The sequence below is a fragment of the Solibacillus isronensis genome (genome assembly GCF_023715405.1).
In the GTDB taxonomy this organism is placed as follows: domain Bacteria; phylum Bacillota; class Bacilli; order Bacillales_A; family Planococcaceae; genus Solibacillus; species Solibacillus isronensis_B.
In genome coordinates this window covers 819,595-846,308 of sequence record NZ_JAMBOC010000001.1, presented here as the reverse complement: position 1 = coordinate 846,308, position 26,714 = coordinate 819,595, and the positions used below count along the sequence as shown (strand labels likewise).

General features: G+C 38.1%; 31 protein-coding genes, 1 pseudogene and 3 riboswitches. Of the genes and pseudogenes, 9 read left to right on the top strand and 23 right to left on the bottom strand.

Going from position 1 to position 26,714, the window contains the following annotated elements; genetic code table 11:
• Positions 1-93: 93 nt before the first annotated feature.
• The 3 genes and pseudogenes from ribH to ribE form a co-directional block, all read right to left on the bottom strand.
• Complete coding sequence (ribH, locus tag M3166_RS04375; protein WP_079526989.1) at positions 94-558, bottom strand: 6,7-dimethyl-8-ribityllumazine synthase; 465 nt, start codon at positions 556-558, stop codon at positions 94-96.
• Between the two features lie 18 nt (positions 559-576).
• Positions 577-1,185, bottom strand: a pseudogene (gene ribB / locus M3166_RS04370) (3,4-dihydroxy-2-butanone-4-phosphate synthase); the annotation flags it as partial.
• 14 nt (positions 1,186-1,199) lie between these two features.
• A complete protein-coding gene (gene ribE, locus M3166_RS04365) occupies positions 1,200-1,835 on the bottom strand; it encodes a riboflavin synthase (RefSeq protein WP_251687668.1) in 636 nt (211 codons plus the stop codon).
• Between the two features lie 120 nt (positions 1,836-1,955).
• Positions 1,956-2,090, bottom strand: a riboswitch (FMN riboswitch).
• A 98-nt stretch (positions 2,091-2,188) separates the two neighbouring features.
• Positions 2,189-2,325: riboswitch (FMN riboswitch) on the bottom strand.
• 321 nt (positions 2,326-2,646) lie between these two features.
• Here ribE and M3166_RS04360 point away from each other — a divergent pair.
• The 5 genes from M3166_RS04360 (at position 2,647) to M3166_RS04340 (ending at position 4,822) form a co-directional block, all read left to right on the top strand.
• Complete coding sequence (locus M3166_RS04360) at positions 2,647-3,330, top strand: VC0807 family protein (protein WP_251687666.1); 684 nt, start codon at positions 2,647-2,649, stop codon at positions 3,328-3,330.
• A gap of 107 nt (positions 3,331-3,437) precedes the next feature.
• Complete coding sequence (locus M3166_RS04355; protein ID WP_251687663.1) at positions 3,438-3,818, top strand: group-specific protein; 381 nt, start codon at positions 3,438-3,440, stop codon at positions 3,816-3,818.
• A 7-nt stretch (positions 3,819-3,825) separates the two neighbouring features.
• Positions 3,826-4,341, top strand: a complete 516-nt coding sequence (locus M3166_RS04350; protein ID WP_251690011.1) for an RNA polymerase sigma factor — start codon at positions 3,826-3,828, stop codon at positions 4,339-4,341.
• Positions 4,325-4,573 (top strand): hypothetical protein, encoded by a 249-nt coding sequence (locus tag M3166_RS04345; protein ID WP_251687661.1) that lies wholly within the window; start codon positions 4,325-4,327, stop codon positions 4,571-4,573. The genes M3166_RS04350 and M3166_RS04345 overlap by 17 nt, the downstream gene beginning before the upstream one ends.
• 36 nt (positions 4,574-4,609) lie before the next feature.
• Entirely contained in the window at positions 4,610-4,822 is a 213-nt protein-coding gene (locus M3166_RS04340; protein ID WP_435368049.1) for a transcription initiation factor TFIIIB, read from the top strand.
• Between the two features lie 153 nt (positions 4,823-4,975).
• Here M3166_RS04340 and M3166_RS19325 read toward each other — a convergent pair whose 3' ends face one another.
• The 7 genes from M3166_RS19325 to M3166_RS04310 all read right to left on the bottom strand — a co-directional run bounded on the left by M3166_RS19325 (position 4,976) and on the right by M3166_RS04310 (position 9,798).
• Positions 4,976-5,110: a hypothetical protein gene (locus M3166_RS19325; protein ID WP_285848725.1), complete on the bottom strand. Its 135-nt coding sequence runs from the start codon at positions 5,108-5,110 to the stop codon at positions 4,976-4,978.
• Between the two features lie 125 nt (positions 5,111-5,235).
• The gene (locus M3166_RS04335; protein WP_251687660.1) at positions 5,236-5,415 is read right to left on the bottom strand and encodes a hypothetical protein; all 180 of its coding nucleotides are present in this window, start codon (positions 5,413-5,415) and stop codon (positions 5,236-5,238) included.
• Between the two features lie 16 nt (positions 5,416-5,431).
• Entirely contained in the window at positions 5,432-7,702 is a 2,271-nt protein-coding gene (metE, locus tag M3166_RS04330; protein ID WP_285848724.1) for a 5-methyltetrahydropteroyltriglutamate--homocysteine S-methyltransferase, read from the bottom strand.
• 162 nt (positions 7,703-7,864) lie between these two features.
• Positions 7,865-8,044: riboswitch (cobalamin riboswitch) on the bottom strand.
• Between the two features lie 357 nt (positions 8,045-8,401).
• A complete protein-coding gene (locus M3166_RS04325; RefSeq protein WP_251687656.1) occupies positions 8,402-9,016 on the bottom strand; it encodes an SCO family protein in 615 nt (204 codons plus the stop codon).
• Positions 9,017-9,122: 106 nt separating this feature from the next.
• The gene (locus tag M3166_RS04320; protein WP_251687655.1) at positions 9,123-9,263 is read right to left on the bottom strand and encodes a YvrJ family protein; all 141 of its coding nucleotides are present in this window, start codon (positions 9,261-9,263) and stop codon (positions 9,123-9,125) included.
• Positions 9,264-9,326: 63 nt separating this feature from the next.
• Complete coding sequence (locus M3166_RS04315; protein ID WP_251687653.1) at positions 9,327-9,548, bottom strand: DUF2922 domain-containing protein; 222 nt, start codon at positions 9,546-9,548, stop codon at positions 9,327-9,329.
• Between the two features lie 31 nt (positions 9,549-9,579).
• Entirely contained in the window at positions 9,580-9,798 is a 219-nt protein-coding gene (locus tag M3166_RS04310; protein WP_251687650.1) for a DUF1659 domain-containing protein, read from the bottom strand.
• 164 nt (positions 9,799-9,962) lie between these two features.
• Between M3166_RS04310 and M3166_RS04305 the strand changes: the two genes are divergently transcribed.
• On the top strand, positions 9,963-10,397 hold the full coding sequence (locus M3166_RS04305) for a DUF2621 domain-containing protein (RefSeq protein WP_413078878.1): 435 nt from the start codon (positions 9,963-9,965) through the stop codon (positions 10,395-10,397).
• A 51-nt stretch (positions 10,398-10,448) separates the two neighbouring features.
• Here M3166_RS04305 and M3166_RS04300 read toward each other — a convergent pair whose 3' ends face one another.
• The 9 genes from M3166_RS04300 to M3166_RS04260 form a co-directional block, all read right to left on the bottom strand.
• Positions 10,449-10,940 (bottom strand): CcdC family protein, encoded by a 492-nt coding sequence (locus M3166_RS04300; protein WP_079527013.1) that lies wholly within the window; start codon positions 10,938-10,940, stop codon positions 10,449-10,451.
• Between the two features lie 125 nt (positions 10,941-11,065).
• Positions 11,066-11,776 carry a cytochrome c biogenesis CcdA family protein gene (locus M3166_RS04295; RefSeq protein ID WP_251687648.1) on the bottom strand — a complete coding sequence of 237 codons (711 nt, stop codon included), beginning with the start codon at positions 11,774-11,776 and terminating at the stop codon, positions 11,066-11,068.
• 215 nt (positions 11,777-11,991) lie between these two features.
• Positions 11,992-12,369 (bottom strand): hypothetical protein, encoded by a 378-nt coding sequence (locus M3166_RS04290; protein ID WP_251687646.1) that lies wholly within the window; start codon positions 12,367-12,369, stop codon positions 11,992-11,994.
• A gap of 115 nt (positions 12,370-12,484) precedes the next feature.
• Entirely contained in the window at positions 12,485-13,117 is a 633-nt protein-coding gene (locus M3166_RS04285) for a hypothetical protein (RefSeq protein WP_251687644.1), read from the bottom strand.
• 144 nt (positions 13,118-13,261) lie between these two features.
• A complete protein-coding gene (gene cbpA, locus M3166_RS04280; RefSeq protein WP_251687642.1) occupies positions 13,262-13,903 on the bottom strand; it encodes a cyclic di-AMP binding protein CbpA in 642 nt (213 codons plus the stop codon).
• 94 nt (positions 13,904-13,997) lie between these two features.
• Positions 13,998-15,329, bottom strand: coding sequence for a dehydrogenase (locus M3166_RS04275; protein WP_251687640.1), 1,332 nt, complete (start codon positions 15,327-15,329; stop codon positions 13,998-14,000).
• 15 nt (positions 15,330-15,344) lie between these two features.
• The gene (locus tag M3166_RS04270; protein ID WP_251687638.1) at positions 15,345-15,968 is read right to left on the bottom strand and encodes a serine protease; all 624 of its coding nucleotides are present in this window, start codon (positions 15,966-15,968) and stop codon (positions 15,345-15,347) included.
• 122 nt (positions 15,969-16,090) lie between these two features.
• Positions 16,091-17,278, bottom strand: coding sequence for an NAD(P)/FAD-dependent oxidoreductase (locus M3166_RS04265; RefSeq protein WP_251687636.1), 1,188 nt, complete (start codon positions 17,276-17,278; stop codon positions 16,091-16,093).
• Positions 17,279-17,313: 35 nt separating this feature from the next.
• Positions 17,314-17,742, bottom strand: a complete 429-nt coding sequence (locus M3166_RS04260) for a DUF1641 domain-containing protein (protein ID WP_251687634.1) — start codon at positions 17,740-17,742, stop codon at positions 17,314-17,316.
• Positions 17,743-18,279: 537 nt separating this feature from the next.
• Between M3166_RS04260 and M3166_RS04255 the strand changes: the two genes are divergently transcribed.
• On the top strand, positions 18,280-19,119 hold the full coding sequence (locus M3166_RS04255) for an aldo/keto reductase (protein WP_251687631.1): 840 nt from the start codon (positions 18,280-18,282) through the stop codon (positions 19,117-19,119).
• A 62-nt stretch (positions 19,120-19,181) separates the two neighbouring features.
• On the opposite strand, the gene M3166_RS04250 is transcribed toward M3166_RS04255, so the two are convergent.
• Positions 19,182-19,565: a winged helix-turn-helix transcriptional regulator gene (locus M3166_RS04250; protein ID WP_251687630.1), complete on the bottom strand. Its 384-nt coding sequence runs from the start codon at positions 19,563-19,565 to the stop codon at positions 19,182-19,184.
• Positions 19,566-19,672: 107 nt separating this feature from the next.
• Here M3166_RS04250 and M3166_RS04245 point away from each other — a divergent pair, with 107 nt between their 5' ends.
• The gene (locus M3166_RS04245; protein WP_251687629.1) at positions 19,673-20,896 is read left to right on the top strand and encodes an MFS transporter; all 1,224 of its coding nucleotides are present in this window, start codon (positions 19,673-19,675) and stop codon (positions 20,894-20,896) included.
• Between the two features lie 204 nt (positions 20,897-21,100).
• On the top strand, positions 21,101-21,901 hold the full coding sequence (locus M3166_RS04240; protein ID WP_251687625.1) for a M15 family metallopeptidase: 801 nt from the start codon (positions 21,101-21,103) through the stop codon (positions 21,899-21,901).
• Between the two features lie 85 nt (positions 21,902-21,986).
• On the opposite strand, the gene rarD is transcribed toward M3166_RS04240, so the two are convergent.
• From rarD to M3166_RS04225, 3 genes are all read right to left on the bottom strand, one after another.
• Positions 21,987-22,913, bottom strand: a complete 927-nt coding sequence (rarD, locus tag M3166_RS04235; protein ID WP_251687623.1) for an EamA family transporter RarD — start codon at positions 22,911-22,913, stop codon at positions 21,987-21,989.
• Between the two features lie 86 nt (positions 22,914-22,999).
• Entirely contained in the window at positions 23,000-24,766 is a 1,767-nt protein-coding gene (locus tag M3166_RS04230; RefSeq protein WP_251687621.1) for an ABC transporter ATP-binding protein, read from the bottom strand.
• Positions 24,756-26,519 (bottom strand): ABC transporter ATP-binding protein, encoded by a 1,764-nt coding sequence (locus tag M3166_RS04225; RefSeq protein ID WP_251687618.1) that lies wholly within the window; start codon positions 26,517-26,519, stop codon positions 24,756-24,758. The genes M3166_RS04230 and M3166_RS04225 overlap by 11 nt, the downstream gene beginning before the upstream one ends.
• Positions 26,520-26,714: the final 195 nt, after the last annotated feature.

Genomic DNA, 26,714 nt, shown 5'->3' with positions numbered 1-26,714 from the left:
ATGCAGGATTGCCTATTACACCGCTTAGAACTAACTTTCCGCAAGCAGCAATATTTTCTGAGCTGCATTTTGAGTGGCGTGCACTAATCTTTATTAAAACATTTTATTCAAGTTCGCCATTTCAATTGCAGACATTGCGCTGTCGTAGCCTTTATTGCCTGCTTTTGTACCAGCACGTTCGATTGCCTGTTCGATATTTTCAGTTGTGACAATGCCGAAAATTACCGGTACGCCTGTGTCCAACCCTGCTTTGGCAATTCCTTTTGCCGCCTCGTTACATACATAATCGTAATGTGTAGTTGATCCGCGAATGACCGTACCTAAACCGATTACTGCATCATAATTATTTGTTTCAGCCATTTTTTTTGCTACAAACGGTACTTCGAAAGCACCTGGAACCCATGCTGTATCAATGTTTGCTTCGTCTACACCATGACGTTTTAAGCCGTCAATTGCACCGCTTAATAATTTATCATTAATAAATTCATTAAAGCGCCCTACGACAATTCCGATTTTTAGATCTGTTCCGACTAATTGTGCTTCAAATGTTTTTCCCATATTAATTGCTCCTTTTTATACCAATACGGTAGTTAATTTTATATATTGAACTAAGTCTTCGATTGTAATAAATTTCAGGTTATATTTTTGTGCAATCTTTTCGAGCTGTGGCATGCGGGCCATTGAACCATCTTCGTTCATAATTTCACAGATGACCGCAACTTCATTCGAACCGCATAGTTTAGCCAGATCAACACCTGCTTCCGTATGCCCGCGACGTTCCAACACGCCTCCCTGTTTAGCAATGAGCGGGAAAACATGGCCGGGACGATGAAAATGCTCCGGTTTTGTTGCAGGATCCAGTAATGCTAACATCGTTTTAGAACGCTCAAATGCACTTATACCTGTCGTTGTATGGATATGATCGATACTAATCGTAAAAGCTGTTTGATATGTATCGGTATTGCTTTGCACCATTGGATGAAGGGAAAGCTTTTCTGCAAGTGCAGATGAAACTGGTGTACAAATTAACCCTCTTCCATAAAGCGCCATGAAATTAATATTTTCCGGTGTAGCGAATTCTCCTAACACTAGAAAATCCCCTTCATTTTCACGGTTCTCGTCATCTGACACAATAATAATCTCGCCGTTTTTCAATGCGTGAATTGCTTCTTCAATTGTATTCATTTTGTAGCACTCCTTTAAAATCCTGTACGTTGCAAAAAGTCCATTGTAATTGTACTTTCCGTTTGATTTTGTAAATGTTTTTTTACATATTTTCCGATTAGATCTGTTTCAATGTTCACAACATCTCCCGGCTTTTTAAAGCCTAATACAGTCTGTTCATACGTATGAGGGATTAAGGAAATGGTAATGAATGTGTCCGTCACATCAAAGATTGTTAAACTCGTGCCGTCCACTGTAATTGAGCCTTTCTTAATACATTCAGCAACCAAATGCTTTTCCATTGCCAAATCAATATAAACTGCATTGGCAACGGGTCTTTTCCGTTGTATTGTTGCAATTCCATCAACATGGCCCGAAACAATATGCCCTCCGAAACGACCATTCGCCGACATTGCCCGCTCTAGATTGACAGGCATCCCAGCAGTTAATTGCTGTAGGCTTGTTGCTTTGACAGTTTCCGGCATGACGTCTGCCAAAAATACGGTCGGCGAAAATTGTTTCACTGTCAGACAGACACCATTAACGGCAATGCTGTCCCCGAGTTGAACATCCTCTAGAATTTTGCTTGCGCGAATGGCTAGTTCCATCGCTTGTGTGGATTGGCTGACTGTTTCAACCGTTCCAAGTTCTTCAATGATTCCTGTAAACATCCTGCTCACCTCTTTTTAGGATTAAAAAAGAACCCCGATTGAATTCGGAGTTCGATGAGAGGAAAATTGAGCATCATCAAATAAGCTTTTCGAAGTAAATTTTCAAAAAACTGCTGACATTGCTTCCTTCTCCCATCCAGACTATAACTGTCGGCTTTGGACTTGCACCAAATCCTGCACACATAAGTGGCTCACGGGCTTAGAGATAAACTCATCACCGTCGATTGGGAATTTCACCCGACCCCGAAGGAAATTATTTTTTTCAAATAAAATAAAAAAACCCGTCACAAGGTGCGACAGGAAAAGTGTATAGCAAAAAAGCACATTTAAAATCAAATTTTTAAAATGCGTTGCCATTCCTTCTCCCATCCAGACTATAACTGTCGGCTTTGGATTTGCACCAAAATCCTGCACACATAAAGTGGCTCACGGGCTTAGAGATAAACTCATCACCGTCGATTGGGAATTTCACCCGACCCCGAAGGAAATTATTTTATTTGAAAGTTATTGTAACATAAATAATTTAAAAAGCTAATAGTATTTTAGCACCTACTTACTTTTTGTTCCATCAATCCTTTTACCTCTATCCCCTCTGTTAAATTATAAAAATTTTGAAACTTTAATAAAGGTAATACGTAGAAGAATATACATAATATTACATAAATTAGAAAGGGGTTATTGCAAGCTGTTTTTAAGTGTCTTTCGTTTACTTGGTTGCTTTTTTTCGTATAACTATTTCATAAATATAGTGTCGGATAATCTTTAGTAATATAAAAAAACAAATACCTTTTTAACGGTAATGGAGGCTTTTATGGCGAATAATTCACAATCGAATAAATATCTTATCTTTCTAGAGCTACTGTTTTATGCAGCATTACCTTATGTAATCTGGAAGTTTGGGCGAGAGCCTTTTGGTGACTATGCGGCAATGCTGCTGTCCACTGTTCCCGGGATAATTTATACGGTTTACCGCTTTGCTAAAGACCGGCAATTCAATGTGACAGGCCTGTTTATTTTAGGCTCAATGCTTATAGGTACAGCGGTCGATTTACTGTCGGGTTCAGCGGAGCAGATGATTTGGAATAACGTTTATTTAGGTCTTTTTTATACGTTGCTCTATGTAATTTTATTCATCGTAAAACAGCCTTTTCCCCTGTATATTGCAGTTGATTTTGCTTATTTGCAAGGACATGCACGAAAGGAAAGTAAAGCATTATTCTTTCAAAAAGGGATCTTCCGATGGTTTCAGCTGATCCAGGTTGTCTTCATTATTCGAGGACTGGTTATGGCAGGAATTACGGTCTTCCTGCTTCGTAAATATGGAATTGACAGTTATGGTGACATGCTTATTTATAAACGGATAACGAGTTGGGTGTTTTCCGGAATTTTAATGGGGATGTTCTTTTACATTAATGTTGTTGTACAAAACTATATGAACCGATTACATGAAAATAATCTGCAAAAGCTGCAGGAACCGGAAATTGTCGCAGAATAAATATCAAAAAATTTTTGAACCTTTTTCCTCTCCTGTTTGTATAGTCAGTGAAAGCATCAAAAGTTGCAGCTTGTTATAAAATTTAACTAAGTAAGGAGAAATGGGATATGGGGATTGGTTTTAAAATTTCGCTAATTGTGAGTGCAGTTGAAATGGTTATATTATTTACGATTTTGATTCCGTTTTTCAGAAAACATATTATCAGGGAAGGTAAAAAAATTAATTATGCGAAAACAACCGTTTATTTACGCTGGAATATATTTGACACGATTACTCTGATTTTAGCGGTTTATACGATTATCTGTGTGCAAGTTTTGAACATTTTACTTTCATCCGGTGAAACAATTGAAAACCCTTATGTTCAGTTTTTTACGAACCAGGCACAGGCATGGGTCATTGTAATGGTTGTGTATTTGGTCATGCGCATATCGGCTACACTAAAAAGTATTAAAGCACGTTTCGGTGACGTTTATGATAGCGAACAATGAGCAGTTGATGACCGCGTTTCAAATTGGCGATTCGGAAGCGTTGGCACAACTGTACGACCAGTTGCATGAGCCGCTGTTCTGTTTTTTGTACCGTTATACAAAAGATGAGCAATTGAGTGTCGATATTGTTCACGACAGCTTTGAAGTGCTGCAATCAAAAAAATTTCAGTATGAACAGCAACGTGGTACGGTAAAGTCCTTCTTGTTTCAGATTGCCTACCGCCTTATGATCAATAAGCTGAAAAGGCGCAAACGATGGCAGACACTCCTGCCTTTTCTCATCCCTATTCAGAAAAAAACGCTGCAAACCGAAGACACACTCGTCATTCAACAAGCGATTTCAAACTTGCCGGATAAACAGCGGGCTGTAATTTTGCTTGCTTACTATGAAGATTTGCTGCAAGAAGAAATTGCCTTAATATTGGATGTTCCGATCGGTACGGTAAAATCACGGCTTCATCACGCTATTAAAGCTTTAAAGGCTGAATTAAAGGAGGATTTCCAACATGAACGAGGAATTTAAAAAGGAAAAAGAGCTATCCGGTTTGCTTGATTCCTATAAAATCGACATACCTGTGACAAAACTTGCAAAAAAGCAGTCACCATTTCAAAAGTTTATTCGCTATCTTGGTTCTCCGACGAAAGATCCATTTGAAGAATGGACAATTCAATCAAAGGGCTATCTGTTTTTTAAAATTTTCCCCGTTTCCCTTGGTTTGTTTTTAGCAATTTTACAGGGATTCCTAATGAACTAATGGTAATTCCTTTGCTGGCTACCTAACTATGAAAGGGTGATAGAAATTAAGAATACGACAACCGTAAAAGAATGTCCAAAATGCGGCTGCTCTGAATTAGGGAAAGGCAAACATAGCGGGTACAGTGTTATGTCACCTGTCAATAAAATGAGCTTAGGTTCCAATATCGAATATATTATTTGTACACAATGCGGTTTTATTATTGAAGGCTATGTCGTAAAGCCTGAGAAATTTAAAGGGACATTTTAATTCGATATCGGGATTACAAATAGAGGGTGGGACATAATCCAAAAATGCAATTTTTCTCTTAGAGAAAAATTGCATTTTTTTGCTGAGCGTAAAAATTGATTTCCATTCCGGGGCGCTTTCCGCGGGCGTGGCCTTACACGAAAGTCTCAGGCGTCAGTGCTCCTGACGCTTCGCTTTCGTCGCAAAATAAATTTCGCTATTCCCGCAGGAAGCTGTGCTTGTAGCGAAAGGCGCAGCCGTCAGCTGGTATTTTAACAGTGCGAAAGGTGATACCGTCAGCACGAACACTCGCCCTCCATTCCAATCAATTTTAAAAAATATCCGTTTCTTAATAAGGTTTTTCTCCTTAGTTTATGAAATTTCTACTTCTGTCCCGGCCTCATTGTATTTTCTACCTGTTTCTAAAGATCACTTCAACCTACTAATTCCGCTTTTACAAAATAATATGCTTTTTGAATTTCCTTTTCATCCGCTGGGTATGACGTCATCAACTCATCACGTAACTCTTTAAGGCTTTTTGTATTACTTTCTGTAAAGCCATTCATTACAGCCGTCAAAAACACGGGGTTGTAATTTCTTTTCATTTGACTCATAGTATCCGCCCCTTCATTAATTCAACAGTTTTAGTCGCTCTTTTGCGGCCACCATATTTTTCAATGATGCAATCGTCTCTTGCTCCGTGCGAGTTTTCAGTCCACAATCGGGATTGATCCAAAATTGTTCTTTTTCGATCACTTCTTTACTTTCTCCGATAATAACGGCCATTTCTTCCACTGTTGGTATACGGGGGCTATGAATGTCATATACACCTAAACCGATGCCCAGTCTGTACGGTGTCTCTTTTAGTATTTTTACCAGTTCTCCGTGGCTTCGTGATGTCTCAATCGAAATCACATCCGCGTCCAATGATTCAATTACATCAATAAAGTCATTAAATTCACAATAACACATATGTGTATGAATCTGGGTCGTATTCCGCACACCGCTTGTCGCTAATTTAAATGCATTTACACTAGATTCGATATAAGCCCGATGTTGATTTTTACGGATCGGCAGCCCTTCTTTTAATGCAGGCTCATCAACTTGAATAATATTGATTCCTGCTTTTTCAAGCGCATATACTTCTTCCCTTAATGCCAGGGCGATTTGATAAGCAACTTCCGAGCGGTCCAAATCATTTCGCACAAATGACCAGTTCAATATTGTAACGGGTCCTGTCAGCATCCCTTTGACCGGCTTATCCGTAAGTGATTGTGCGGCACTTACTTCCCTTACCGTCATCGGTTCCGTCCATTCAACATCTCCGTAAATAATAGGCGGTTTAACACAACGTGAACCATAAGAAACAACCCAGCCATTATTCGTAAACGCAAAGCCATCCAATTTTTCACCAAAAAATTCGACCATATCTGTACGTTCAAATTCTCCATGAACAAAAACATCAAGACCAAGCTGCTCCTGAATCGCAATCCATCGTGCTGTTTCGTTTGCATTAAATGCTTCGTACTCCGCTGTTGTAATTTCCCCTTTACGCCACAAACTGCGATTTTTCTTAACTTCAGCCGATTGCGGGAAACTCCCGATTGTTGTTGTCGGGTAATCCGGCAACTGTAAAAAGGCACGTTGCAGTTTACTGCGCTTGTTGTAGTTATCTGCTCGTTTAAAAGCTTCCTGTGTTAGTGCGTTCACCTTGTCAAGTACAGCTTGTTTCCGTCTTGATTTATGCTGCGCCAATGTGCGGATTGCTTTTTGACTTTCTAAAATTGCATGTTGATAAGGACCTTCCAACTGAAGTATTTTTCCTTTAATCATTTGCAGTTCCTTTATTTTTTCATTGGCGAATGCTAAGGCGTTTTGCAGCTCAGGTACAACCCCTTTTTCTCCTGCTGTTGTAACAGGCACATGCTGGAGGCTGCACGATGTTTGTAGATGGATAGGTGAATATGGTACGTAGGAACGAATTTCCGCTACTAGTGCCAACTGCTTCTGCAATTCGGCTCTCCATATGTCACGTCCATTAATAATTCCTGCATATAGAACTTTATCTTTTGGGAAAGTAAATTTTTTTAACGATGCTATATTTTCAATTTTCCCATGAACAAAGTCCAGTCCAAAGCCATCGACTGGCAAATTAATCATTGTTTCATAGTCGGATAACGCTTCAAAATAAGATGTGCAGATCGTTTCAACTGTAAGTCCTTTTAATACTTGATGATAGAAATGCTGAACTAATGCAATATCTTCGGAAGTAAGGTCTTTTGTAAGGCTTGGTTCTTCAAGCTGGATTGTCGTTGCACCACTTGCTTCTAACGACTGAAGCAACTCTTTATACACAATCACCAGCTGCTGAATATAGTGTTGTTTTTGTTCTTGGCCAACACCTTTTGTCAGTTTATAAAATGTAAATGGACCAATAATTGTCACACGAGGGGACATGCCGAATGCTTCGATTGCCTCCTGGATATATTGCGCGTAAACATTGTGCTGCAATGCGAGTTGTTGTCCCTCATATTCCGGTACAATATAGTGATAATTCGTGTTGAACCATTTCGTCATTTCACATGCCACCACATTTTCAGCTCCACGGGCCATTGCAAAGTATGCCGTAAAATTATGCTGCAAAGAAAGATAATCATAACGCGATGGAACCATATTGAACATTACAGCCATGTCCAGCATACGGTCATAGTATGTAAAATCACCTACTGTTAAAATATCCAGCCCTAAAGCTTTTTGTTGATATAGCTGAGCAAGGCGTAAGTTTTTCATTTCCTGTTCATAGCATTGCAAAGTCAGTTGTTCTTTCCAAAATGCCTCTGTCACACGTTTCCATTCACGATTTTGTCCAATATACGGGTAACCAATTACTGCTGTTTTCATAAACAATTCCTCCTTAAATTTGTTACATAAAAACCAAAACCCCTCTTTCTAAGTGAAAGAGGGGTGTGAATGTTTAAGAGATTGACAAAAGAAACCTTTGTAAACTCAAAGGTTGTTGTCTCACTATCGCACAAAATCACCACCTATTTCCACGTAGGTATTGGCGTGTACTAGTTTCCGGCAGGTCTCCTGGCTCATCATCAACGTTCTTGTGATCCTTCCCATCAATAGACAGTGGTTGAATATCACGAACTCCGATTTACAGTTGCGGGACAGCACCAGACTTTCACTGGTTTCCCTTTTCAGCTTGTTCTCACAAGCACCGTAACTTACACAGTATGTAATTTTGTATACTATATCACAGAATTTGAGTTTTGAAAATTCTTTTTATTTATTGCTTTATCAATATACGGGTTGAAACAATTTGGGTTGATGCATTGTGCTTTTTATTAGAAGGAATTTATTTATTTTAGCACTTTTGCAGGTGATATTAGAAAAGTTGGCGTGCTTATTTGCTAATCAAGAACTGATATTAGCATATCAAGCATATCCAGTTCCTTTGTTAGAAGATCCGCAACTTATTAGAAAATTTGTAGTTTTATTAGCACAATTTCAATTTTATTAGAAAAGCCCTCACTCCACAAAAAAACTTGCTTAAAAAGCAGCTACACTTTTTTCGCAAGTTAATCTTACATTTCACTATTGTTTTAGACGCTCGTCAATGAGTGCCTCCATATCACTAGCAATCGTTTCATATGGAACACCATCTTCTCCTGTGCCATAACCTGAATAGTTTTTCACGGCAATTCCTTTTTCATCCACTAGGAAAAATGTATCAGCGTGGATAACTTGGTCGTTTCCTTCAATTGACTGAACAGGTGTTTTAAATGAGTTTCTGCCAAACTGCTCGATAAATTTTTGATCGTACCCTGTCAGCATATGCCATTTTGATTCATCTACCGGTTTATGGCGCGATAAATATTCTGTTAAACGCTCCGGTGTGTCGTAGTCCGGATCTACTGAAAACGCGACAATTTTATAATTTTCCAGCCCTTTTTTCTCAAGGTGGTCTTGTACTCGGGTCATATTCATTGTCATTGGCGAGCAAATGGTTGTACAGCTTGTGAAGATGAACATTGCCAGCCATGGTTCCCCTTTTAGGCTTTCCAGTGTCACCTCTTTGTTACGGTGATCGGTCATCGTAAACCCGCTAATTTCAAAGTTGGTCGTCGGTTTAAACTGATAATTGCTGCATGCAGTGAGAACTGTTGCTGCCAAGAGCATAAGTGCGAATACTATTTTTTTCGTTTTCATTTCTCTCTCTCCACTCTTTGAACATTACTCTCATCTTACCCAATATTTAGTATATTCTCAATAGTTATCGGAAGAAAGGAAGTGTGTCAACATTGTGAAGAGTTTTTCATGCTCTGTCTGCAGGATGATGTAATGATACGAGTGCTGTATGAATCGCTTCAAGTTTTGTTTCTATCCGATACAGTAAATAAAAAGATATAAAGATTGGAAATGTTACTTCTTGAAGAATTGCTATCCACTGTTCCATTAAAATCCCTCCTTTTTTCATTTGAAAAGGCCGGCAAAGCATCACACTTCACCGGCCTTGCTATTAGCTATTCAGTTCGATTGCTGTGACATTACGTTCAACGATGCGAGCTGATTTTTTCACATTGTACAAAAATCCGTCCTTCGAAAACACTGCCTGATCAATAATTGTTTGCATCGCAGCATTCACTTCAGCCTCAGTTAAATTCGGCTTCGGATCATTAATATTAATCGTCATCGTATCCCCTGCAATGTTGGCAAATGTTAATTGTAAAACTTGCGCCATGTGATCACCTCCAATTCAATGATAATGTTAATTAAGCGGTAATACTGTCTTTTTGCGTTTTCACAGATTCAATATAATTGTAATCTGTTAAGCCGACGATTGTTGTTGCAACAGTGTATAGTTGCTGAGCTGTCGCATTTCTTTCCAAGTTACGGAATGTGGAACTTTTAATAATCGGCTCATTAAATTCATCAAGGCCTGTCTGATAAAATACTGTCAATGTTGCAGATAAAAATCCGAATTCGTTCATGTTTATCACCTCCTTGCCCTATATATGTCATGATTTACCGAAAAAAGGGACAATGACGATGAAAAATTTTACAAAACCTTATATAATAGACAATAATGAGGTTTATCACCAGTAGTTTAGTAGAAGGAATTTCATAAACAATATTTAGTAATGAGGTGAACATTGTGGGCTTAGATGGCTGGTTTTTATGGTTTATTTTATTTTGGGTTGTAGTATTGATTTCGCTTATGGGGATTGGCGGCTTTTTTATGTTCCGCAAGTTTTTGAAGGCCCTGCCGAAACAGGACGGAAAATCGGATCTAGATTGGCAAAACATATACTTAGATAAAACGATTCATCTTTGGGGTGAAGATGAAAAACAATTACTTACCGAGCTTGTCAGTCCTGTACCAGAGCTATTCCGCCAAGTTGCCAAAGAAAAGATTGCCGGTAAAATCGGTGAAATTGCACTGAATGAGCGTGCCTCAAAAATCGATTTGGACTTAATTATTCGTGGCTATATTATTGCTTCGCCAAAACGCGACCATAAGTTTTTACGTAAAAAACTCGATGAAATGAAAATTGATACAACGAATTATGACCATTTATTTGAGGCATAGACGAAAATAAGACTGTCTTTAAAAGTATAAAACTTTTAGAGACAGTCTTTTCTATGCGACAATATGCGATTTTTCAAGCTTCTTATATTTAATAAGCATACCGATTCGCCACGGCAAAATCATCGAGAACGCCAAGATGAAGAACATACCGGCAAGTTCACCGACATCGAATGTTTCGGCAAATATTAATTTTAAAATAATACGTAGTACTAATAATCCCACTAATATGAATGGAAATGCTTTAGATTGCTTCATATAAATTGCGCCGTCTCGCACTTCGAACTTCGACGTTAAGATTAATACAGATGAAAATAACAAGCCTAGTGCGGCCGCTTCTACTATTTGAATTGGCGCTACACGAAACTCCTCAAAAATAAACATCAGCGCGCCTGTTGACATCGCAAAAGGCGGAATGAGTATTTTTTTCGTGGATACCGGCTTTTTTTGTGCACGCAGTCTTATGAACATAACAAAAGAGCCCATTATGACTGCCATAATCGTCGAACCAATTAATAAATAGTGAGAAGGTATACTGTCGAACATCATATTCCTCCTCTTGCATGAACGTATGTAAAATTATCGTGTAAACAAGATAATATGGATCATGCACACTTTTTCACTTATGTTACTTCCCTTAGTATAGCACGGTCTGAATAAGCAGGGAACTGTTAGAATCCTTTAAAACCATCGAAAATCGGCAAGAGAAGATTAATAATGTAAGTCAATCCGTCAAAGAACAATAAAATGCCGACCGCGATCATAATATAGCCGCCAACTACTATGATTTTTTGGCTATGTGTGCGAATCCAGTTCATTCGTGAAATGAAGAATGATAATGTAAAGAATGGGATTGCAAAGCCTAAGTAATATGCGACCATATACAACATTGCCGAATCAGGGTTCGTACCGCCAAGCGTAATAATCGCTGCCAGTATCGGACCTGTACAAGGAGTCCATCCAGCTGCAAAAGCTAGACCGATCAGCACCGAGCCGAAATAACCGGATGGTCGGTTTTTGAACTGGAACTTGCGGTCTTTCATTAAAAAGTCAATCTGCAGAAGACCAACAATCATTAAACCGAATGCGACAATTAAAATAGCGCCGACTTGACGCAGTAAATCCTGGTACTGGAAAAAGAAATCTTTCGCTAATGATGTTCCAAATCCGATAGCGATAAATATAATCGAAAACCCAAGCAGAAAAAATAAAGTATGTAAAATTGCGCGTTTTTGCATCATCCCTTTTTCGGTTTTCAGCTCATCGAGTGTCATCCCGGTTATATAGGATAAAAATGCAGGATATAGCGGTAGCGTACATGGTGAAATAAAACTTAAAAACCCGGCACCGAACGCTAAAAGGACATTTAAATCTGTATTCATGCTGCTTCATTCTCCTTAACATTGATACCTTCATCGTACCAAATTTCCCCATACATTACTTGCTTTTTTAAATGAATATTTTTTGTCAGTGATTTGTGGGTAAGGTAAAAGATAAATGTGCGAAAGTGCCGCGTTATTTGTATTTGAAAATAAATGCTCCTTCTTTATACATGGAAGGGCTCTATCGCACATTTGAGAAAGGAGGGGTGATTTTATTATCGAATCATATCAATAATAAAAAGACTGGAATAAATAACCGAGGTAAACAAGACCACTATTGAAATAGTAATTAGTTGGAATTTTAGCGACCAGCGCCATACACATTCCTTAGGATAGCTTTTTTTCCATCGAAGTGCTGCTTTAAAGTTAATAAACCAGCAATGCAATGTTACAACGATGGAAGGTACCGTATACAGGGCAATCAACAACAAAGATTGCTGGAATACGTTTGTCGTATATTTTCCGTAATTAATCATGAAGTATGGAAGTACGAACCAGAATACGGATGTAAATACTAATACGACAGCCGCCAAAAAATGCAGCCATTTATATTCGCTGTGTGTTTGCCTGTAATGTTTTAATGCTGCCTGCATGATCATCACCTACTTTTTTCACTTACTATTCCCTTTTTTTGTCGAAAATGAAACCGGAAAAATGTAGTAAAATGAAAAATTCTGCCTTTATCTATAAAGATTAAGGCAGAATTATTTATAACGATAACGAAGATAATTCGAAAACTTCTCTGTTGGACCGTAAATTCCATTCAGGTTCGAAGCGCTTCACAATCGCATTCTTCAATTTATTCATCGCTTTTTCGTTCTCCATTGGATAGATTGCAAAATGTACATCGCTCGCAGGCAAAAGCTGTGTTATCTTTGCGTTAACATGGCAATGAGTAGATGTTCCATCCCGATAGCAGCCTTTTGCATATATACTGCCAATATGCTGATTAAAACGCTCTTTAAATGTTCTTGCACATACACCGCAAAATTTCAGTTCATTGTTCGCAATAATTGTATACACACCCCGTTTCTTCAATAAATGCTCTTCACCACTGACGACAAAGCGAGAATATATAAGATCACCGTAGTTATTCAAAAACTGCCTGTAAAAATGATTCCCTTCTTTTTTTAGCGCCTTTATTGCTGCCCCTGCCGGCTTATCCTTTAAGTGTGCTTGTTCGTTAACAAAGTCATATAAGTGCTCATATTTCTTTTGTTTCGCAAGTTCGCCAAGCGTCTTTTTATCAAAACTCTCGTATAAGTCGGCAATTCCCTGTTCTAGTACAATTATCTCGATTTTAGTGAACTCTATTTTTTCCTCGTTTATTTGGATAAACATTATTGTTCTCCTTTCAGAAAATCCCCTTTTTACATACATTTCTATATAAATTAGCAAATCCCTCTTAATTTTATCGATTTCTGTATTAGTACACAATTATTAAAAGAAAAAGCGATTCGCTCTATTGAACGAATCGCTTTATAACTAAAAATTTTCTTTATCAAATACTTCCAAATCAATAATACGGGCACCCTGTTTTAAGATGGCTGCCTCCAGCTCGTCCACTGTCGATTGTTTCGCACCTTTTGCCAGAGTAATAATCACTCGACGTAAATAAGTCGTATCATCATCAAGAGAGAACACACAATGCAGTGGCCACACCTTTTTAACCGCAGTCAGAACTCTAATTAAGATACCGTCTGTGTCCGGCAATGCAATTGTAATGGCACAGCTTCCTGTACGGTAGCCCCACGCCTCTTCCAGCAACTCAAATACTTTAGAATGAGGTAAAATACCGGCAAAGTTCCCTTTCGTGTCAACAACGGCCAAATAAGGCAATTGTTTAATTGAATGGAATACTTCAAAAAATGAACTGTTTTCGTGGACGAAAGCATCCGGTTCTTCAGTAAGTGCTTTAACCGGGGCTTTCATGTCGCCTTCTTTTAATTTATATTCGAGTACTTGGACTTTATAAATATTTCCGACGAATTTTTCCCCCGCTTCATCCAATACAGGGATGCATCTGTAGCCGTTGTCATTTAACTGACCGAGAACGTCTTTGATAGGATCCGTCTCTTTCACATAACTTACATCTTTTTTCTTTACATATCTTTGTTTCACTAACATGGCATTACCTCCTTGATGTTCTACTCTTATTTTAAAGGTAGTCCTTCAAATACGAAAGTAATTTTTAGAATATTTCGTATTTTACAGTTAAATCTTATTTGTAAATTTCATAATAAATATACGCATATGCTAAATCAAGGCATTTTTGGTAGCTCGGTAAATTATTTTCTTTATTATTTACCGATGCAAAATAGATGGCCTCCAGTACGCTTTCGTTTTTCGGGTAATGTTCACGGATTTTATAGAAGACCTTTGCGCACAATGTATCGGTACATTTTTCAGATAGCTGAATAATATAGCCGATTGTAGATTCATCAAGGCGTGTACTCGTTATGATGACCTCTTTCATCTCTTTCATCATTTCTAGATTGATTAAATGGATGATTTCATTTAACTTCTCTTTTTCAGACTCCACCACTTTACAATCAACTAGTACGAGCGTAAACCCTGCATCTTTTGTCGATTTTAATAGATATGTACCCGCGAGCTGAAACTGCTGTAATGGCGATATAAAACTTTTATCCAATTCAAATTCGTTGGTTATTGACGTTTTAATATATTTTTCCATATAGCGTTTATCTGTTTCAATTTTGCGGTAAAAACGCGCTTGGTACTGCTCCATCTTTTTTAGAAGAGTTTCTTCATTTATCAGCTTATATGATTGGGTAATATATTTATAGCACTCCTGCACTAAATCCTTATGGCTGTTGGCTTTCATACAAAGAAGGAGCACCTCATGAAGTACTTCTATTGCACATTCAAATCGGTCATTTTCAAAAAGAATTTTTCCCCTTAGTACACGGACATGCAAATCTATACGAGAAAACTTTTCGAATGGGTACTCTTCAAAATAGTCATTAAATAACTTTTTCGCATACTCCACTTTACCAATCTGCAGGGACAATTCAATATGAGTGATAAAACGGACGAGCAAAAACCTCTCATCTTCCGGGTTCCCCATCTTTAAAAAAACAGCTGGAATCTTGCTAATATCCCAAAAGATATCTTTTGGTAATTCATCCATTTGTGTTGCATAATAATTATTCATCGCAAGTGACAGTAATGAAAAATTTTCATCCTCCAATGCGAAACTGCTCGCCAGTCTGTAATATTTTTTTGCCTGTTCAAAATCAATACTGAAATAATAGCAATGTCCAATGACCAAATAGAGGCTTGCTAAACACTCTTTTAAGTTCTCTTTTATATGCTGTTCAGTGTCCAATAACAATTGTAAAATTCTCATATTGCTATTGGCTAATATAAAAGGCTCGCTATCAAAACGAAGGAAGGCATTCACCTTTTCAATATTTCCCTCTACTACTAATGTTTCTAACATTGCTATATATGCCTCATAATGTGCATCGATTGATGAAAATGTTTGTGAACGATAATGATCAAGTTGCAATGACTTAAGTTGCTTCCCCATCGTTATATCCACCTCCTAATTTTTCAAAGATAACGGTTCGTACAGCTCTCGTTTAATAATTGAAAATTGATCCATAAAACGAATGACTTTATATTTACTGTCAGCATATTTCGTTTCGTTGTCTGCCAGGTAATCACGTAAACTCTTTATAATTTTTGTTTCGATTTGGACGAGTTTTTTTGGATAATGTTCGTATTCATAGAAGCGATCATGAAATAATTGCTTCGAGCTGTTTTCAAACTTCATATATAAATCATATTGTTCTTTTGGTAATATCCCGAGTACTTCACGCAAATAATCCAAAAATAGATTGACGGTCATTACCGAAGCCATTAAAGCTTTAGTATACGACCCAACCGTGGCTTTTTTCAGTCGTTTAAATTTCGAACTTATTAGTACTTCATTCAATATAAAATTACGAAGCAGAAAAATGAGTGCATGCTCTGAATTGATGACCGGCTCTTCTTCAAAATAAAAGTAAACCCAAACATCGCTTACAATGTATTTCGCGAAAGATAATTGCGCAAAATCATGGCGGATTAAATGAAAGAAATAGTCGTAGTGTTCGAGCTGGATTAATTGTTCGAGCTGCTGTTCATTTAAAATAAACAAAGAATTTGATGTATCAAAATCTTTCATCTTCACACCTCTTTCTCGACATTTACTACCATTATAATAGTTTTTTGTTAAAATTTGTTGTTTTTTGGAGAAATAAAAAGACATACCCGAAAGAATGTGACTTTCGGGTATGTCTATATTAATTAATATGCTAGGCCAAATAACGCTTTAATATGAGTCATATAGCGGATATTTGAAGCTTCTTTCATTAATGAAGCTGGTAAACCTACTAATTGAGTATTGTTTGCCCCAACTGTAGCAATACCGTCTTTGCGGCCTAAAGAACCTAAAGTACCTGAGTTAGTAAATTTGAATTCTTTAAGGTCAGCACCTTTAATTTGTGCAAAAATGTTGTAACCAGCAATTTCACCTTGCTGCCATGCTACTTGAGCAGTTGGCGCATAGGTTGGACGGTCACCTGGGTTTGGAATATGTGCTGAAGCATCACCAATAACAAATACTTCAGGATGTGAAGTAGATTGTAAGAAGTCATTGATTGTTGCTTTACCGCGATCTGCAGCTAAACCTGATTCTGCTACTAATGGAAGTGGAGCAACTCCACCTGTCCACACTAATGTGTTTGCAACGATTGGCTCACGGTCTTTTAATTGAATAACATTGCCTTCAACGCCAGTAACAGGTGTTGATGTAATGAATTCTACACCGCGTTTAGATAATGACTGAGTTGCACGATCGATTAAGTTTTCTGGGAATACCGGTAAGATTTTTGGACCTGCTTCAACTAGTTTGATTTTAAGATCTTCAAATTTAACACCGTATTTCGCCGCAACTTTAGGGAAGTGGTCTACGATTTCACCAACAAGCTCAACGCCTGTTAAACCGCCACCGCCGATAACGATTGTCGCATCTGCTTCGTCTTTTGTTGTTGCATATGCTTTAATGCGTGCTTCGATATGCTCGCGAATTGCATTAGCTTCATCAACTGATTTTAATACGAAAGAGTTTTCCTCTAAACCTGGGATTCCGAAGAAACCAGTTTGGCTACCTAGAGCAACAACTAATGTATCGTATTGTAATGTTTTGCCGTTTGAAAGTACTACATTTTTGCTTTCAACGTCAAAGCTGTTTACTTTTGCGATTTCCAAGTTGATGTCATAACCTTTGAAAATCTTTTCAAGTGGCAATGCTACAGCACCTTCAGCAATTGTACCGCCAGCTAAACGGTGTAATTCAGTAATGATTTGATGTGTAGGGAATTGGTTTACAACTGTAATACGCGCTTCGTCTTTATTTAAATATTTACGAGCTGTTTGTGCTGCTAATACACCAGCAAATCCAGCACCTAAAATAACGATTTCTTTAGTTACCATATTAAAAATCCTCCAATAAAATTAGATTATACAAATTATTTCATTTGTTTACGTTCAGATGCTACTTGTAAAAATGCATTAGCAAAACGTAATGCCCCTTGAACTTGTGGGTCTTTTAACATTTTTAATAAACCGAATACGCCTACTGTTTCATTGTTAACTTCAGCACGGTCTTTTGCTTCGATCGCTGTTTGTGCCAATGATTTTGCAGTACCAACGACTGGACTAGCCATTTCTGTTACAGCAGCAACTGTATCATTTTTTAATGTCTCGTCAGTTGCAACACTCGTCGCGAAATCATATGCTTTTGTTAATAATGTAGTCATCTCAGCCAATTTCGGTAAGTTATCTACTAAAGTAGTTAATGAAGCTTGTACCTCTGGCTTTAGTAACTGGTCTAATACATCTAATTGCTCTTGTGTAACAGCCATTTTTTCTACCTGCTGATTATTCATTTCTGACATAATAACTCTCCTTTGCCATCACTTAATATTATTTTTTTTCGAAAATTTTATACCGATTGTAAAAACTTTCACATACCATTCAATAAGCAACGATAGCACAAAGATTCGTTTGTTACAATTAGAAAACGGAAATAAACGACCGGAAAACTTAATTCAAGAATATTCTGTTATTTTATTATTTAAAAAAATTTTGTTTTTATGTATTTAGCGTATTTTTGTGTATTTTATAATAAAAATTTTCCTTCATTATTTTTAATATTGGAATTATTTAATAAGTTGTTTCTTATCATTATTAAAGGTTAATTAGGTATTTATATGATAGAAAACAAAAATTCTTTACTAGTAAAAGTGATTCACCCCCTCCTCTATTTCCCACCATGTTATTTTTCTAAAAAAACTTACTCTCCAAACGGTTGATTTGACTCAATAGGAACCTCCACGTTGCTATGAAACGAAAAAGTGCGTACTTTTTTTAATTTTTAACTGAATCCATAATAAAAAAGCAACGAAATACTTATTCAATTGGAGGATCAATAAATGATTACTAGTTTACAGGATACAATCAAATTAAATAATGAGGTAAAAATGCCAGCAATGGGCCTTGGCGTCTTTCAGGTGGAAAACGACACAACAGCAGAAATCGTTAAAAATGCGATTGAGCTAGGTTACCGCAGCATTGATACAGCCGCTATTTACGGAAACGAAGCGGGTGTTGGCGAGGGCATTAAATTAGCACTGGCCTCTACCGGTTTAAATAGAGAGGACTTATTCATCACATCTAAAGTTTGGAATGCCGGATTAAATTATGAGGAAACTGTTTCAGCTTACGAAGAGAGCTTGGAAAAATTAGGGCTGGACTATTTGGATCTATATTTAATCCACTGGCCAGGTAAAAATAAATTTGCCGAGTCTTGGAGTGCTTTAGAGGATCTGTATATAAAAGGTAAAATCAGAGCAATCGGTGTTTGCAATTTCAATATTTCGCATTTGCAGGATTTAATGAAAAACGCTCGGGTAACACCAGTCATTAACCAAGTTGAGTTTCACCCGCGCTTACAACAACAATCATTACGTGCATTTTGCAAAGAGCACAATATTCAATTGGAAGCTTGGGCTCCATTAATGCAAGGCGATCTACTCGAAGATCCGACGATTGCAAAGATTGCCGAAAAGTATGGAAAATCAAATTCACAAGTTATTTTACGTTGGGATATTCAAAATGGAGTTATCACGATTCCTAAATCCGTTCGTAAAGAGCGGATGGCGCAAAATGCCGACATTTTTGACTTTAGTCTAACTGATGAAGAAATGCAGATTATTAATGCGATGAATTTAGATAAACGGGTCGGTCCGGATCCGGTAGTTTTTGATTTCTAATTTGAATGGAAGATTTGAAGAGACAAAAAGCCTCAAGTTTTTTGAGGCTTTCATTATTTTCATTAGGATAGTTTTTGCTCAGCAATATCATCATCACGCTGCATAAGAAGAACTTCTTCACCATTCTCTTTTAATTTATCGATATGTTTCTCCCCCCACGTGCAAAGTAAGTTGAGCACCGGCTCCATCTCGTGTCCATATGGGGTTAAGGAATATTCCACTTTCGGCGGTACTTGGTTGTACACCTTACGATTAATTAAACCGCATTGCTCAAGTTCGCGTAATTGGGACGTCAGCATTTTCTGTGAAATGCCGGGAATTAACCGGCGAAATTCATTCGTCCGGATTTGACCATGGTGATTGAGGTGACATAGAATGACTGGTTTCCATTTACCCCCAATGACTTCGAGTGTTGCTTCGACACCAATATTATAAACTTTTTTCATTTTGAAACCCCCGTATTATCAAAAGTAACTAAAAGTACTGTACATGCTTTTTTGTATGTATGAATAATACTATACCCTATAAAATAAATCAAAGGAGTTATTTTAATATGTCTACATTAAAAACACCAAACGCCAGATTAACACTTCTTGCGTTAGCAATCAGTTCGTTTGGTATCGGTTCCACAGAATTTATTAGCGTTGGATTGCTCCCGCTTATCACAAATGAGTTTGGTATTACTTTAAGTACTGCAGGATTAACAGTATCAATCTATGCATTAGGCGTTACAATCGGAGCACCAATTTTAACGGTTTTGACTTCCCGGCTTGACCGTAAAAAGGTGCTGCTGCTCGTAATGGTACTTTTTATCGTCGGTAATTTATGGGTAGCGATAGCACCAACGTTTACTTTACTGTTGATCGGACGCATTATTTCTGCTTTTGCCCATGGTGTATTTATGTCGATTGCGGCGGTTATTGCTGCTGACGTTGTGGCACCTAACAAACGGGCAAGTGCCATCGCTTTTATGTTTACAGGATTAACTTTGGCAACTGTCAGTGGAGTACCTTTAGGAACATTTATTGGCCAAATAACGGATTGGCGGCTATCATTCATTTTTATCGTCGTTATTGGCATAATTGGGTTAATCAGCAATGCGTTCCTTGTACCAAATAATTTAACAAAAAGTAAACCGATTTCATTAAATGATATCGGAAAAGTATTAAGCAATTTCCGTATGCTGTTAATTTTATTTATTACAGCAATGGGTTACGGAGGCGTATTTGTTGTTTACACATATGTGTCCCCTATTCTTGAAAATCAAATGGGCTACTCTCCTCATGCGATTGTCGTAATATTAGTTATATACGGAATTTGTGTTGCTATTGGCAATACAATCGGTGGCCATTTTGCAAATATTAATCCATTGCGTGCGATATTCATCTTCTTTATTGGACTAGCGTTAACGTTACTTGGTGTATACTTTTCTTTTGATTCCAAAGTAATTGGGCTCATAATGGTATTAGCAATGGGTCTGTTTATGTTTATGAATGTGCCAGGCTTACAACTGTATGCCGTTCAGCTATCCGAGAAATATGTACCAGCTGCTACTGCAATGGCTTCCGCTTTAAATATTTCAGCTTTCAATATCGGGATTTTCCTCGGTTCATATGTCGGCGGTTTAATTGTACATTATCAGTCACTGGACAATACTCCCCTATACGGATTTTTAATGGTAATCATTGCAGCAAGTATTACGTTAGTTTGGATGATAGTAGAAAATAAACAAAATGTTTGTACTAAGAATGAATTCCCGCCATTATCCAAAAATTAATATTTATAATATAGTTAAGTAGAAATGGATAGAAACCTCTCAAACATTAATGTTTGAGACGGTTTCTGTTTTTGTTTATAATTCCATATGGAAATATTTCAAGAGGAGCTCAACCGAATTTCCTAGTTCTTCGGAATATCTCCACAATTTAACCTTCAAAATTCCATTATATTTGCTATGCTTAGATTGAAGGAGCGTTATTTAATGAAAAAGATTATTTTTATACTGATTTTGGCCGTTATTGGCTTTCAATTTTTTACGACTGAACAAGTTGGTGCTCCCGACTTACCTCAGCAGCTTTCACTAGCATCGTACTCCGTCTCAAACGGGGATCTTGTCCTTGTTAACCGGGACATCGCATTACAGAATGAACCAGGCAACTTAGCCACCATTCCAGATGATATTGCTGAAAATGTAATCGTCAATTCAGAGTATTTTCTTGAAGAACAGGCTATTGCACCACTCAAGCAATTATTTGATGCGGCAGCGAAGGATGGAATCGAGCATTTCATAATCAATAGTGCCTATCGCAGCGGAAAACTTCAGAAACAGCTTTTTGAACAAATCGGTGCCGATTATGCCCTGCCAGCCGGCTATAGTGAACATCAGACGGGCTTATCGATTGATATTGGTTCGACTATCGGCAAAATGGAGAATGTTGCAGAAGGAAAATGGATGGAAGAACATGCAGCGGAGTTTGGCTACATTCTACGCTATCCTAAACACAAAGTCGACATTACCGGTATTGAGTATGAACCTTGGCATTTCCGATACATAGGCTTGCCCCATAGCGTGATGATGAAGCAGCACGACTTCGTTTTTGAGGAATATATCGCTTATCTAAAAGAGAAGCAATTTTATAAAATGAAATTAGATAATACAACTTATTTCGTGCATTATACCGATAACAAAACATCTGTTAACACACTTGAATCAGACAATATCAAAGTATCGGGTGATAATGTCGGAGGATATATTATTACTTCCGTATTGGAGGAAATATGATAGGCGTTCGTTAATGTTAATGGGATAAATAAAAAACGACCATTTGCAAGTTGCAAATGGGTCGTTTTTCATTTTTATTGCTAGATTATACTTTAACTTCATTCTCTTTATTATACGTTGCATGTTGTTTTCTCGCTTCGAGCACTTTGGATGCCGAAAAGATGAATACTGCCAGCCAAATACATACGAAAGTGATGAATTCTGTCAGTGTAAAAGGCTCCTTGTATAAAAAGATACCGAGCATTAAGCTGATCGTTGGTGCCAAAAATTGAATAAAGCCCAATAAATAAAGTGGAATTTTTTGCGCACTTTTTGCAAATAGTACAAGTGGCACGGCCGTCACGATCCCGCCGCCCATTAATAATAGATTGGTTTTCCAGTCCACATGCATAAAGGCAATTTCCGACGTATTCATTAAATAAATATATATCGCAACGGCAATCGGTAAAACAAACAATGTTTCGATTGCGAGTCCGCGTGTCGCATCGAGCGGAATCTGCTTTTTAATTACACCGTAAAAAGCAAATGTCAGCGCCAGCGCCAGTGATACCCAAGGAATCGTTCCGCCTAATATCGCCTGATACCCTACCCCGATGGCCGCAATGATAACGGCTACTGCAGTTGCCCGGGAAATTTTCTCTTTAAAAAAGATCAATCCGAACAATACGGATATAAGCGGATTAATATAATAACCTAAACTTGTCTGTAGTAAATGTCCATTGTTTACTGCCCAAATAAAAATTCCCCAATTGAGCGAAACAAAAACCGATGCTATGAACAGTAAAAAAAACTGTTTCTTATTTTTCCATAGCATTTTTATATCTGCTATCATCTGTTTGTACTGACGGATCAGCAACACAAACAGAACGGTGAATACAAAGGACCAAATTACACGTCCCACTAATATTTCTACACTGCCCACATGCTGCAGCTGCTTCCAGTACAGGGGAATGATTCCCCACATTAAATAGGCGCCGATTGCTAATAAGACGCCCTTCTTTAGTTCTGACATTGGTGCACCTTCTAATTTTTGATACTCTCATTATAGATGTCCATATTTGAGAAGTAAATAATTGTAGCTTAATAGTGACATTAAAATTATTCCACTATACCATTTTGTAGTAAGTACATTTTGTGATATAACCCTTTTTGTGCGATGAGTTGCTGGTGTGTACCACGTTCAACGATCTCACCTTTATGCAATACTAATATTTGCTCGGCATCCTGAATTGTTGAAAGTCTGTGGGCGATTGCGATCGTTGTACGGCCTTTGCGCATTTTTTCCAATGACTGCTGAATACCGACTTCCGTTTCGGTATCGATCGCTGCCGTTGCTTCATCGAGTACAAGGATTTTCGGGTTTGTCGCAATTGTCCTCGCAAAAGCCACCAGTTGGCGCTGACCGCTTGAAAACGTTGAACCTCGTTCTGTTACACGGCTTCCATAGCCATCCGGAAGCGATTCAATGAAATCATTTGCCTGCACAAACTCTGCCGCTTCCTTCACCTTCTGTAATGTGAGATTTTCATTATACAGTCGAATGTTCGAATCAATCGTTCCGTAAAACAGGAAAGGATCTTGCAGTACAAGCCCCATTTTTTCTCGCAGTTCCCTTTGTTCGTAATCTTTGATCGACTGGCCGTCAATTAAAATTTCACCGCGCTTAAACTCATAGAAACGCATTAGGAGATTGATAATTGAACTCTTTCCGCTGCCGGTATGCCCAACTAATGCAACCGTCTCCCCTGGATTGACCGTGAACGAAATATTTTTAAGCACGTCTTGCTTGCCGTCATAGCTAAACGACACATTTTTAAATTCGATATGGCCTTTTGAAACTTGAACCGGCTTGTTTTGCTGTGCTGGCTCGAGCTCTTCATTATCTATCAGCTCAAATACACGGGATGCCGCTACAATCGCTTGCTGGAACAGTGCGAGACGTTCCATTACTTGATTGATCGGGTCAAAGAAACGGTTCATATATGTTATGAACGCATAAACAACCCCGACTTCCACTGCTGTTTCAAATGATGTCCATCCAAAGTAAAACAGTAAAATAACGATTGCTGTAAAGTACACTAAGTCAATAATCGGACGAAGCAAAAGACTGTTCATTTTCGTATTGGCCATCATTGACTGGAAATGCTCTTCATTGACACGGTCAAATTCGTCATTGAAACGAGGTTCTTGACGGAAAGCCTGCACGATACTCATTCCTGATAATGTTTCAGAAAGTTTCGCATTAAGCTCACTCAGTTTTTCCCGCATGCGCATATACACAACCGAACTCATTTTGCGGTAGAGCCAAATGATGTACATAATGACCGGCAGCAAAAGCAGCATGTAAAATGCTAGCTTTGCATTTAGGAAAAACATCGCAAAATACACCCCGACAATTAAAAACGCCGCCTGTACAAAGCTGATGAGTACCGACACGAACATATCTTTAATAGCTTCCGTATCATTTGTTGCCCTGGACACGATTGAACCAGCCGGAACCTGATCAAAATAGCGCATGCCAAGTCGGTGAATTTTTGAAAACACATCAATTCGCAGTTGTTGAATAACTTTTAGTGCAAGCTCCTGGAATTTAATATTTTGATAATATGTGATAATAACGTTCAGCAACTGAATAATAAAGTACCCAACCCCGAGTGTGACGATTGGGGTCATATCAAAATTGCCGATCATTAAATGGTCGTCGATATAGACTTTGATCAAATACGGACCGATAATATCTCCGAGCACGGTTAAAACAAGAAGAAACAGCGCAATGGCCAATATCTTTTTATGTGGCTTTAAATACGTAAAGAGGCGCTTTAAAACGAGGCGCTGTTCTTTACTTGAGATCGTCTCATTCGCCATCGTGGTCACCCCCCTGTTCCACTAACTGCTCAAGTTGCTGTAACTGGTACATTTCATAATAGCTTCCTTCTAGTGCCATTAACTGTTCATGGGTACCTTTTTCAATAATTGTACCTCCATCAAGAACAATAATGACATGTGCCTGCTGGATTGCGCTTAAACGGTGTGATGTAATAATCGTTGTCGCATTTTTCCGCTCTTCTTTTAATGCATGCAAAATCGCTTCTTCTGTCCGCGCATCAACCGCAGATAAAGAATCATCCAAAATGAGCAGTTCAGGTTTCATAAGTAATGCTCTAGCGATGGAAATACGCTGTTTCTGTCCACCTGAAAGGGATACCCCTCGTTCTCCGACAATCGTGTCATAACCATCTGTAAAGCTCATAATGTCTTCATCAATATTTGCAAGTGCCGCCGCTGCACGAACTTCCACCATGCTTGCACGTGGATTGGCAAAGGCAATATTGGAATAAAGTGTTGCCGAGAATAAAAAATGATCTTGCGGTACATAACCAATCGCCTGACGCAGAGAACTTTTCTTATAGTCATTTATATTGTGTTCACCAAATTGTATTGTTCCTTCATATCCTTCAAACTCACGAAGCAACAGCTTTAAGATCGACGTCTTCCCCGCACCTGTTTTACCGACGATTCCGAGTGTTTCGCCGTGTTTCAGCTCAAAATGCACATCGTGTAATGTCGGCGCCGCATCTCCAGGGAATGTAAATGAAGTGACATTGAATAGAAGATCTCCTGAAGGATTTTCTTCAATTGCGTCAACCTTGTCATCGATTTCAATCGGGGTATTTAAAATGCGTTCGATCCGGTCATATGAAACACTGCCTCGCTCGACAATATTGAACAGCATTCCAATTGCCAGCATCGGCCAGATCAGAATACTTAAATACGTCGTAAAAGTAACTAAATCACCGACTGTCATCGCATCTTCCAAAATAAATTTCGTCCCGAATCCAAGGCTTAGCATGAAACTTAACCCGACAACAAAGCTGATTGTTGGGTCAAATAATGAATCGACTTTTGCTACACGCATATTTTTTTCCACAACTTCATCGGAAAGCTTCGTAAAATCCGTAACGTCCTCCTGTTGCTGACCAAACGTTTTCAGTACTTTCATTCCGCTGATACTTTCCTGAGTTTTATCGTTTAAATCGGAAAATGCAGCTTGGGCATGACGGAAACGCTCATGCAGAAGCTTGCCGTAATAGCTCGTCGATAAGGCTACTAGCGGCATCGGAATGAGTGCAATTAATGTCAGACGCCAGTCAATCGTGATTGCCATTGCCAAAATGACAAAGCCCCCTGTTGTAAGCGAGTCAAATAATGTTAAAACCCCGCCTCCAGCTGTTTGCTGTACTGCACTTATATCATTTGTTGCATGTGCCATTAAATCCCCGACACGATTTTTTTGATAAAATGACGGAGACATTTGTGTAAAATGGCGATGGAGCTTCTCGCGTAATGTTCGCGCCAACAAGTTAGACGATCCAAAAATCATTTGACGCCAATAGTAACGCAGTATGTACATGGCAATTGCTACACCGATAATGACAGCGAGCCATTTAAATAGGCCTGCTTTTGTTAATGTCCGTGCTCCGATCTCATCAATAGTAAAGCCAATAATTTTCGGTGGCACGAGTTGCAGGATGGCTACTAGTACAAGCATTAGAAGTCCGACTGTGTATTGGTATTTTCGCTCTTTAAAAAACCAACCTAATTTAAGAAATACCTTCATTCTTTCACCCTCTTTTTTTACTCAAGTTCCACCATTTTACCAAATATTTTAATTTTCCGATATATTTTACAATTTTTTTCGGATTCCGAATTATTTTTCTGATAAAAATTTTACTGATGATTTTGTAACGTTTTTTGCATTTATATTTTCGCATTCAATATTTCTGTATCTTTTTGTCCATACTACATTCAATAC

Coding starts and splice junctions, on each gene's coding strand:
- ribH (WP_079526989.1), bottom strand. CDS start 558: ATGGGAAAAACATTTGAAGCACAATTAGTCGGAACAGATCTAAAAATC.
- ribE (WP_251687668.1), bottom strand. CDS start 1,835: ATGTTTACAGGAATCATTGAAGAACTTGGAACGGTTGAAACAGTCAGC.
- M3166_RS04360 (WP_251687666.1), top strand. CDS start 2,647: ATGGCGAATAATTCACAATCGAATAAATATCTTATCTTTCTAGAGCTA.
- M3166_RS04355 (WP_251687663.1), top strand. CDS start 3,438: ATGGGGATTGGTTTTAAAATTTCGCTAATTGTGAGTGCAGTTGAAATG.
- M3166_RS04350 (WP_251690011.1), top strand. CDS start 3,826: ATGACCGCGTTTCAAATTGGCGATTCGGAAGCGTTGGCACAACTGTAC.
- M3166_RS04345 (WP_251687661.1), top strand. CDS start 4,325: ATGAACGAGGAATTTAAAAAGGAAAAAGAGCTATCCGGTTTGCTTGAT.
- M3166_RS04335 (WP_251687660.1), bottom strand. CDS start 5,415: ATGAGTCAAATGAAAAGAAATTACAACCCCGTGTTTTTGACGGCTGTA.
- metE (WP_285848724.1), bottom strand. CDS start 7,702: ATGAAAACAGCAGTAATTGGTTACCCGTATATTGGACAAAATCGTGAA.
- M3166_RS04325 (WP_251687656.1), bottom strand. CDS start 9,016: ATGAAAACGAAAAAAATAGTATTCGCACTTATGCTCTTGGCAGCAACA.
- M3166_RS04320 (WP_251687655.1), bottom strand. CDS start 9,263: ATGGAACAGTGGATAGCAATTCTTCAAGAAGTAACATTTCCAATCTTT.
- M3166_RS04315 (WP_251687653.1), bottom strand. CDS start 9,548: ATGGCGCAAGTTTTACAATTAACATTTGCCAACATTGCAGGGGATACG.
- M3166_RS04310 (WP_251687650.1), bottom strand. CDS start 9,798: ATGAACGAATTCGGATTTTTATCTGCAACATTGACAGTATTTTATCAG.
- M3166_RS04300 (WP_079527013.1), bottom strand. CDS start 10,940: ATGTTCGACAGTATACCTTCTCACTATTTATTAATTGGTTCGACGATT.
- M3166_RS04295 (WP_251687648.1), bottom strand. CDS start 11,776: ATGAATACAGATTTAAATGTCCTTTTAGCGTTCGGTGCCGGGTTTTTA.
- M3166_RS04290 (WP_251687646.1), bottom strand. CDS start 12,369: ATGCAGGCAGCATTAAAACATTACAGGCAAACACACAGCGAATATAAA.
- M3166_RS04285 (WP_251687644.1), bottom strand. CDS start 13,117: ATGTTTATCCAAATAAACGAGGAAAAAATAGAGTTCACTAAAATCGAG.
- cbpA (WP_251687642.1), bottom strand. CDS start 13,903: ATGTTAGTGAAACAAAGATATGTAAAGAAAAAAGATGTAAGTTATGTG.
- M3166_RS04275 (WP_251687640.1), bottom strand. CDS start 15,329: ATGGGGAAGCAACTTAAGTCATTGCAACTTGATCATTATCGTTCACAA.
- M3166_RS04270 (WP_251687638.1), bottom strand. CDS start 15,968: ATGAAAGATTTTGATACATCAAATTCTTTGTTTATTTTAAATGAACAG.
- M3166_RS04265 (WP_251687636.1), bottom strand. CDS start 17,278: ATGGTAACTAAAGAAATCGTTATTTTAGGTGCTGGATTTGCTGGTGTA.
- M3166_RS04260 (WP_251687634.1), bottom strand. CDS start 17,742: ATGTCAGAAATGAATAATCAGCAGGTAGAAAAAATGGCTGTTACACAA.
- M3166_RS04255 (WP_251687631.1), top strand. CDS start 18,280: ATGATTACTAGTTTACAGGATACAATCAAATTAAATAATGAGGTAAAA.
- M3166_RS04250 (WP_251687630.1), bottom strand. CDS start 19,565: ATGAAAAAAGTTTATAATATTGGTGTCGAAGCAACACTCGAAGTCATT.
- M3166_RS04245 (WP_251687629.1), top strand. CDS start 19,673: ATGTCTACATTAAAAACACCAAACGCCAGATTAACACTTCTTGCGTTA.
- M3166_RS04240 (WP_251687625.1), top strand. CDS start 21,101: ATGAAAAAGATTATTTTTATACTGATTTTGGCCGTTATTGGCTTTCAA.
- rarD (WP_251687623.1), bottom strand. CDS start 22,913: ATGTCAGAACTAAAGAAGGGCGTCTTATTAGCAATCGGCGCCTATTTA.
- M3166_RS04230 (WP_251687621.1), bottom strand. CDS start 24,766: ATGGCGAATGAGACGATCTCAAGTAAAGAACAGCGCCTCGTTTTAAAG.
- M3166_RS04225 (WP_251687618.1), bottom strand. CDS start 26,519: ATGAAGGTATTTCTTAAATTAGGTTGGTTTTTTAAAGAGCGAAAATAC.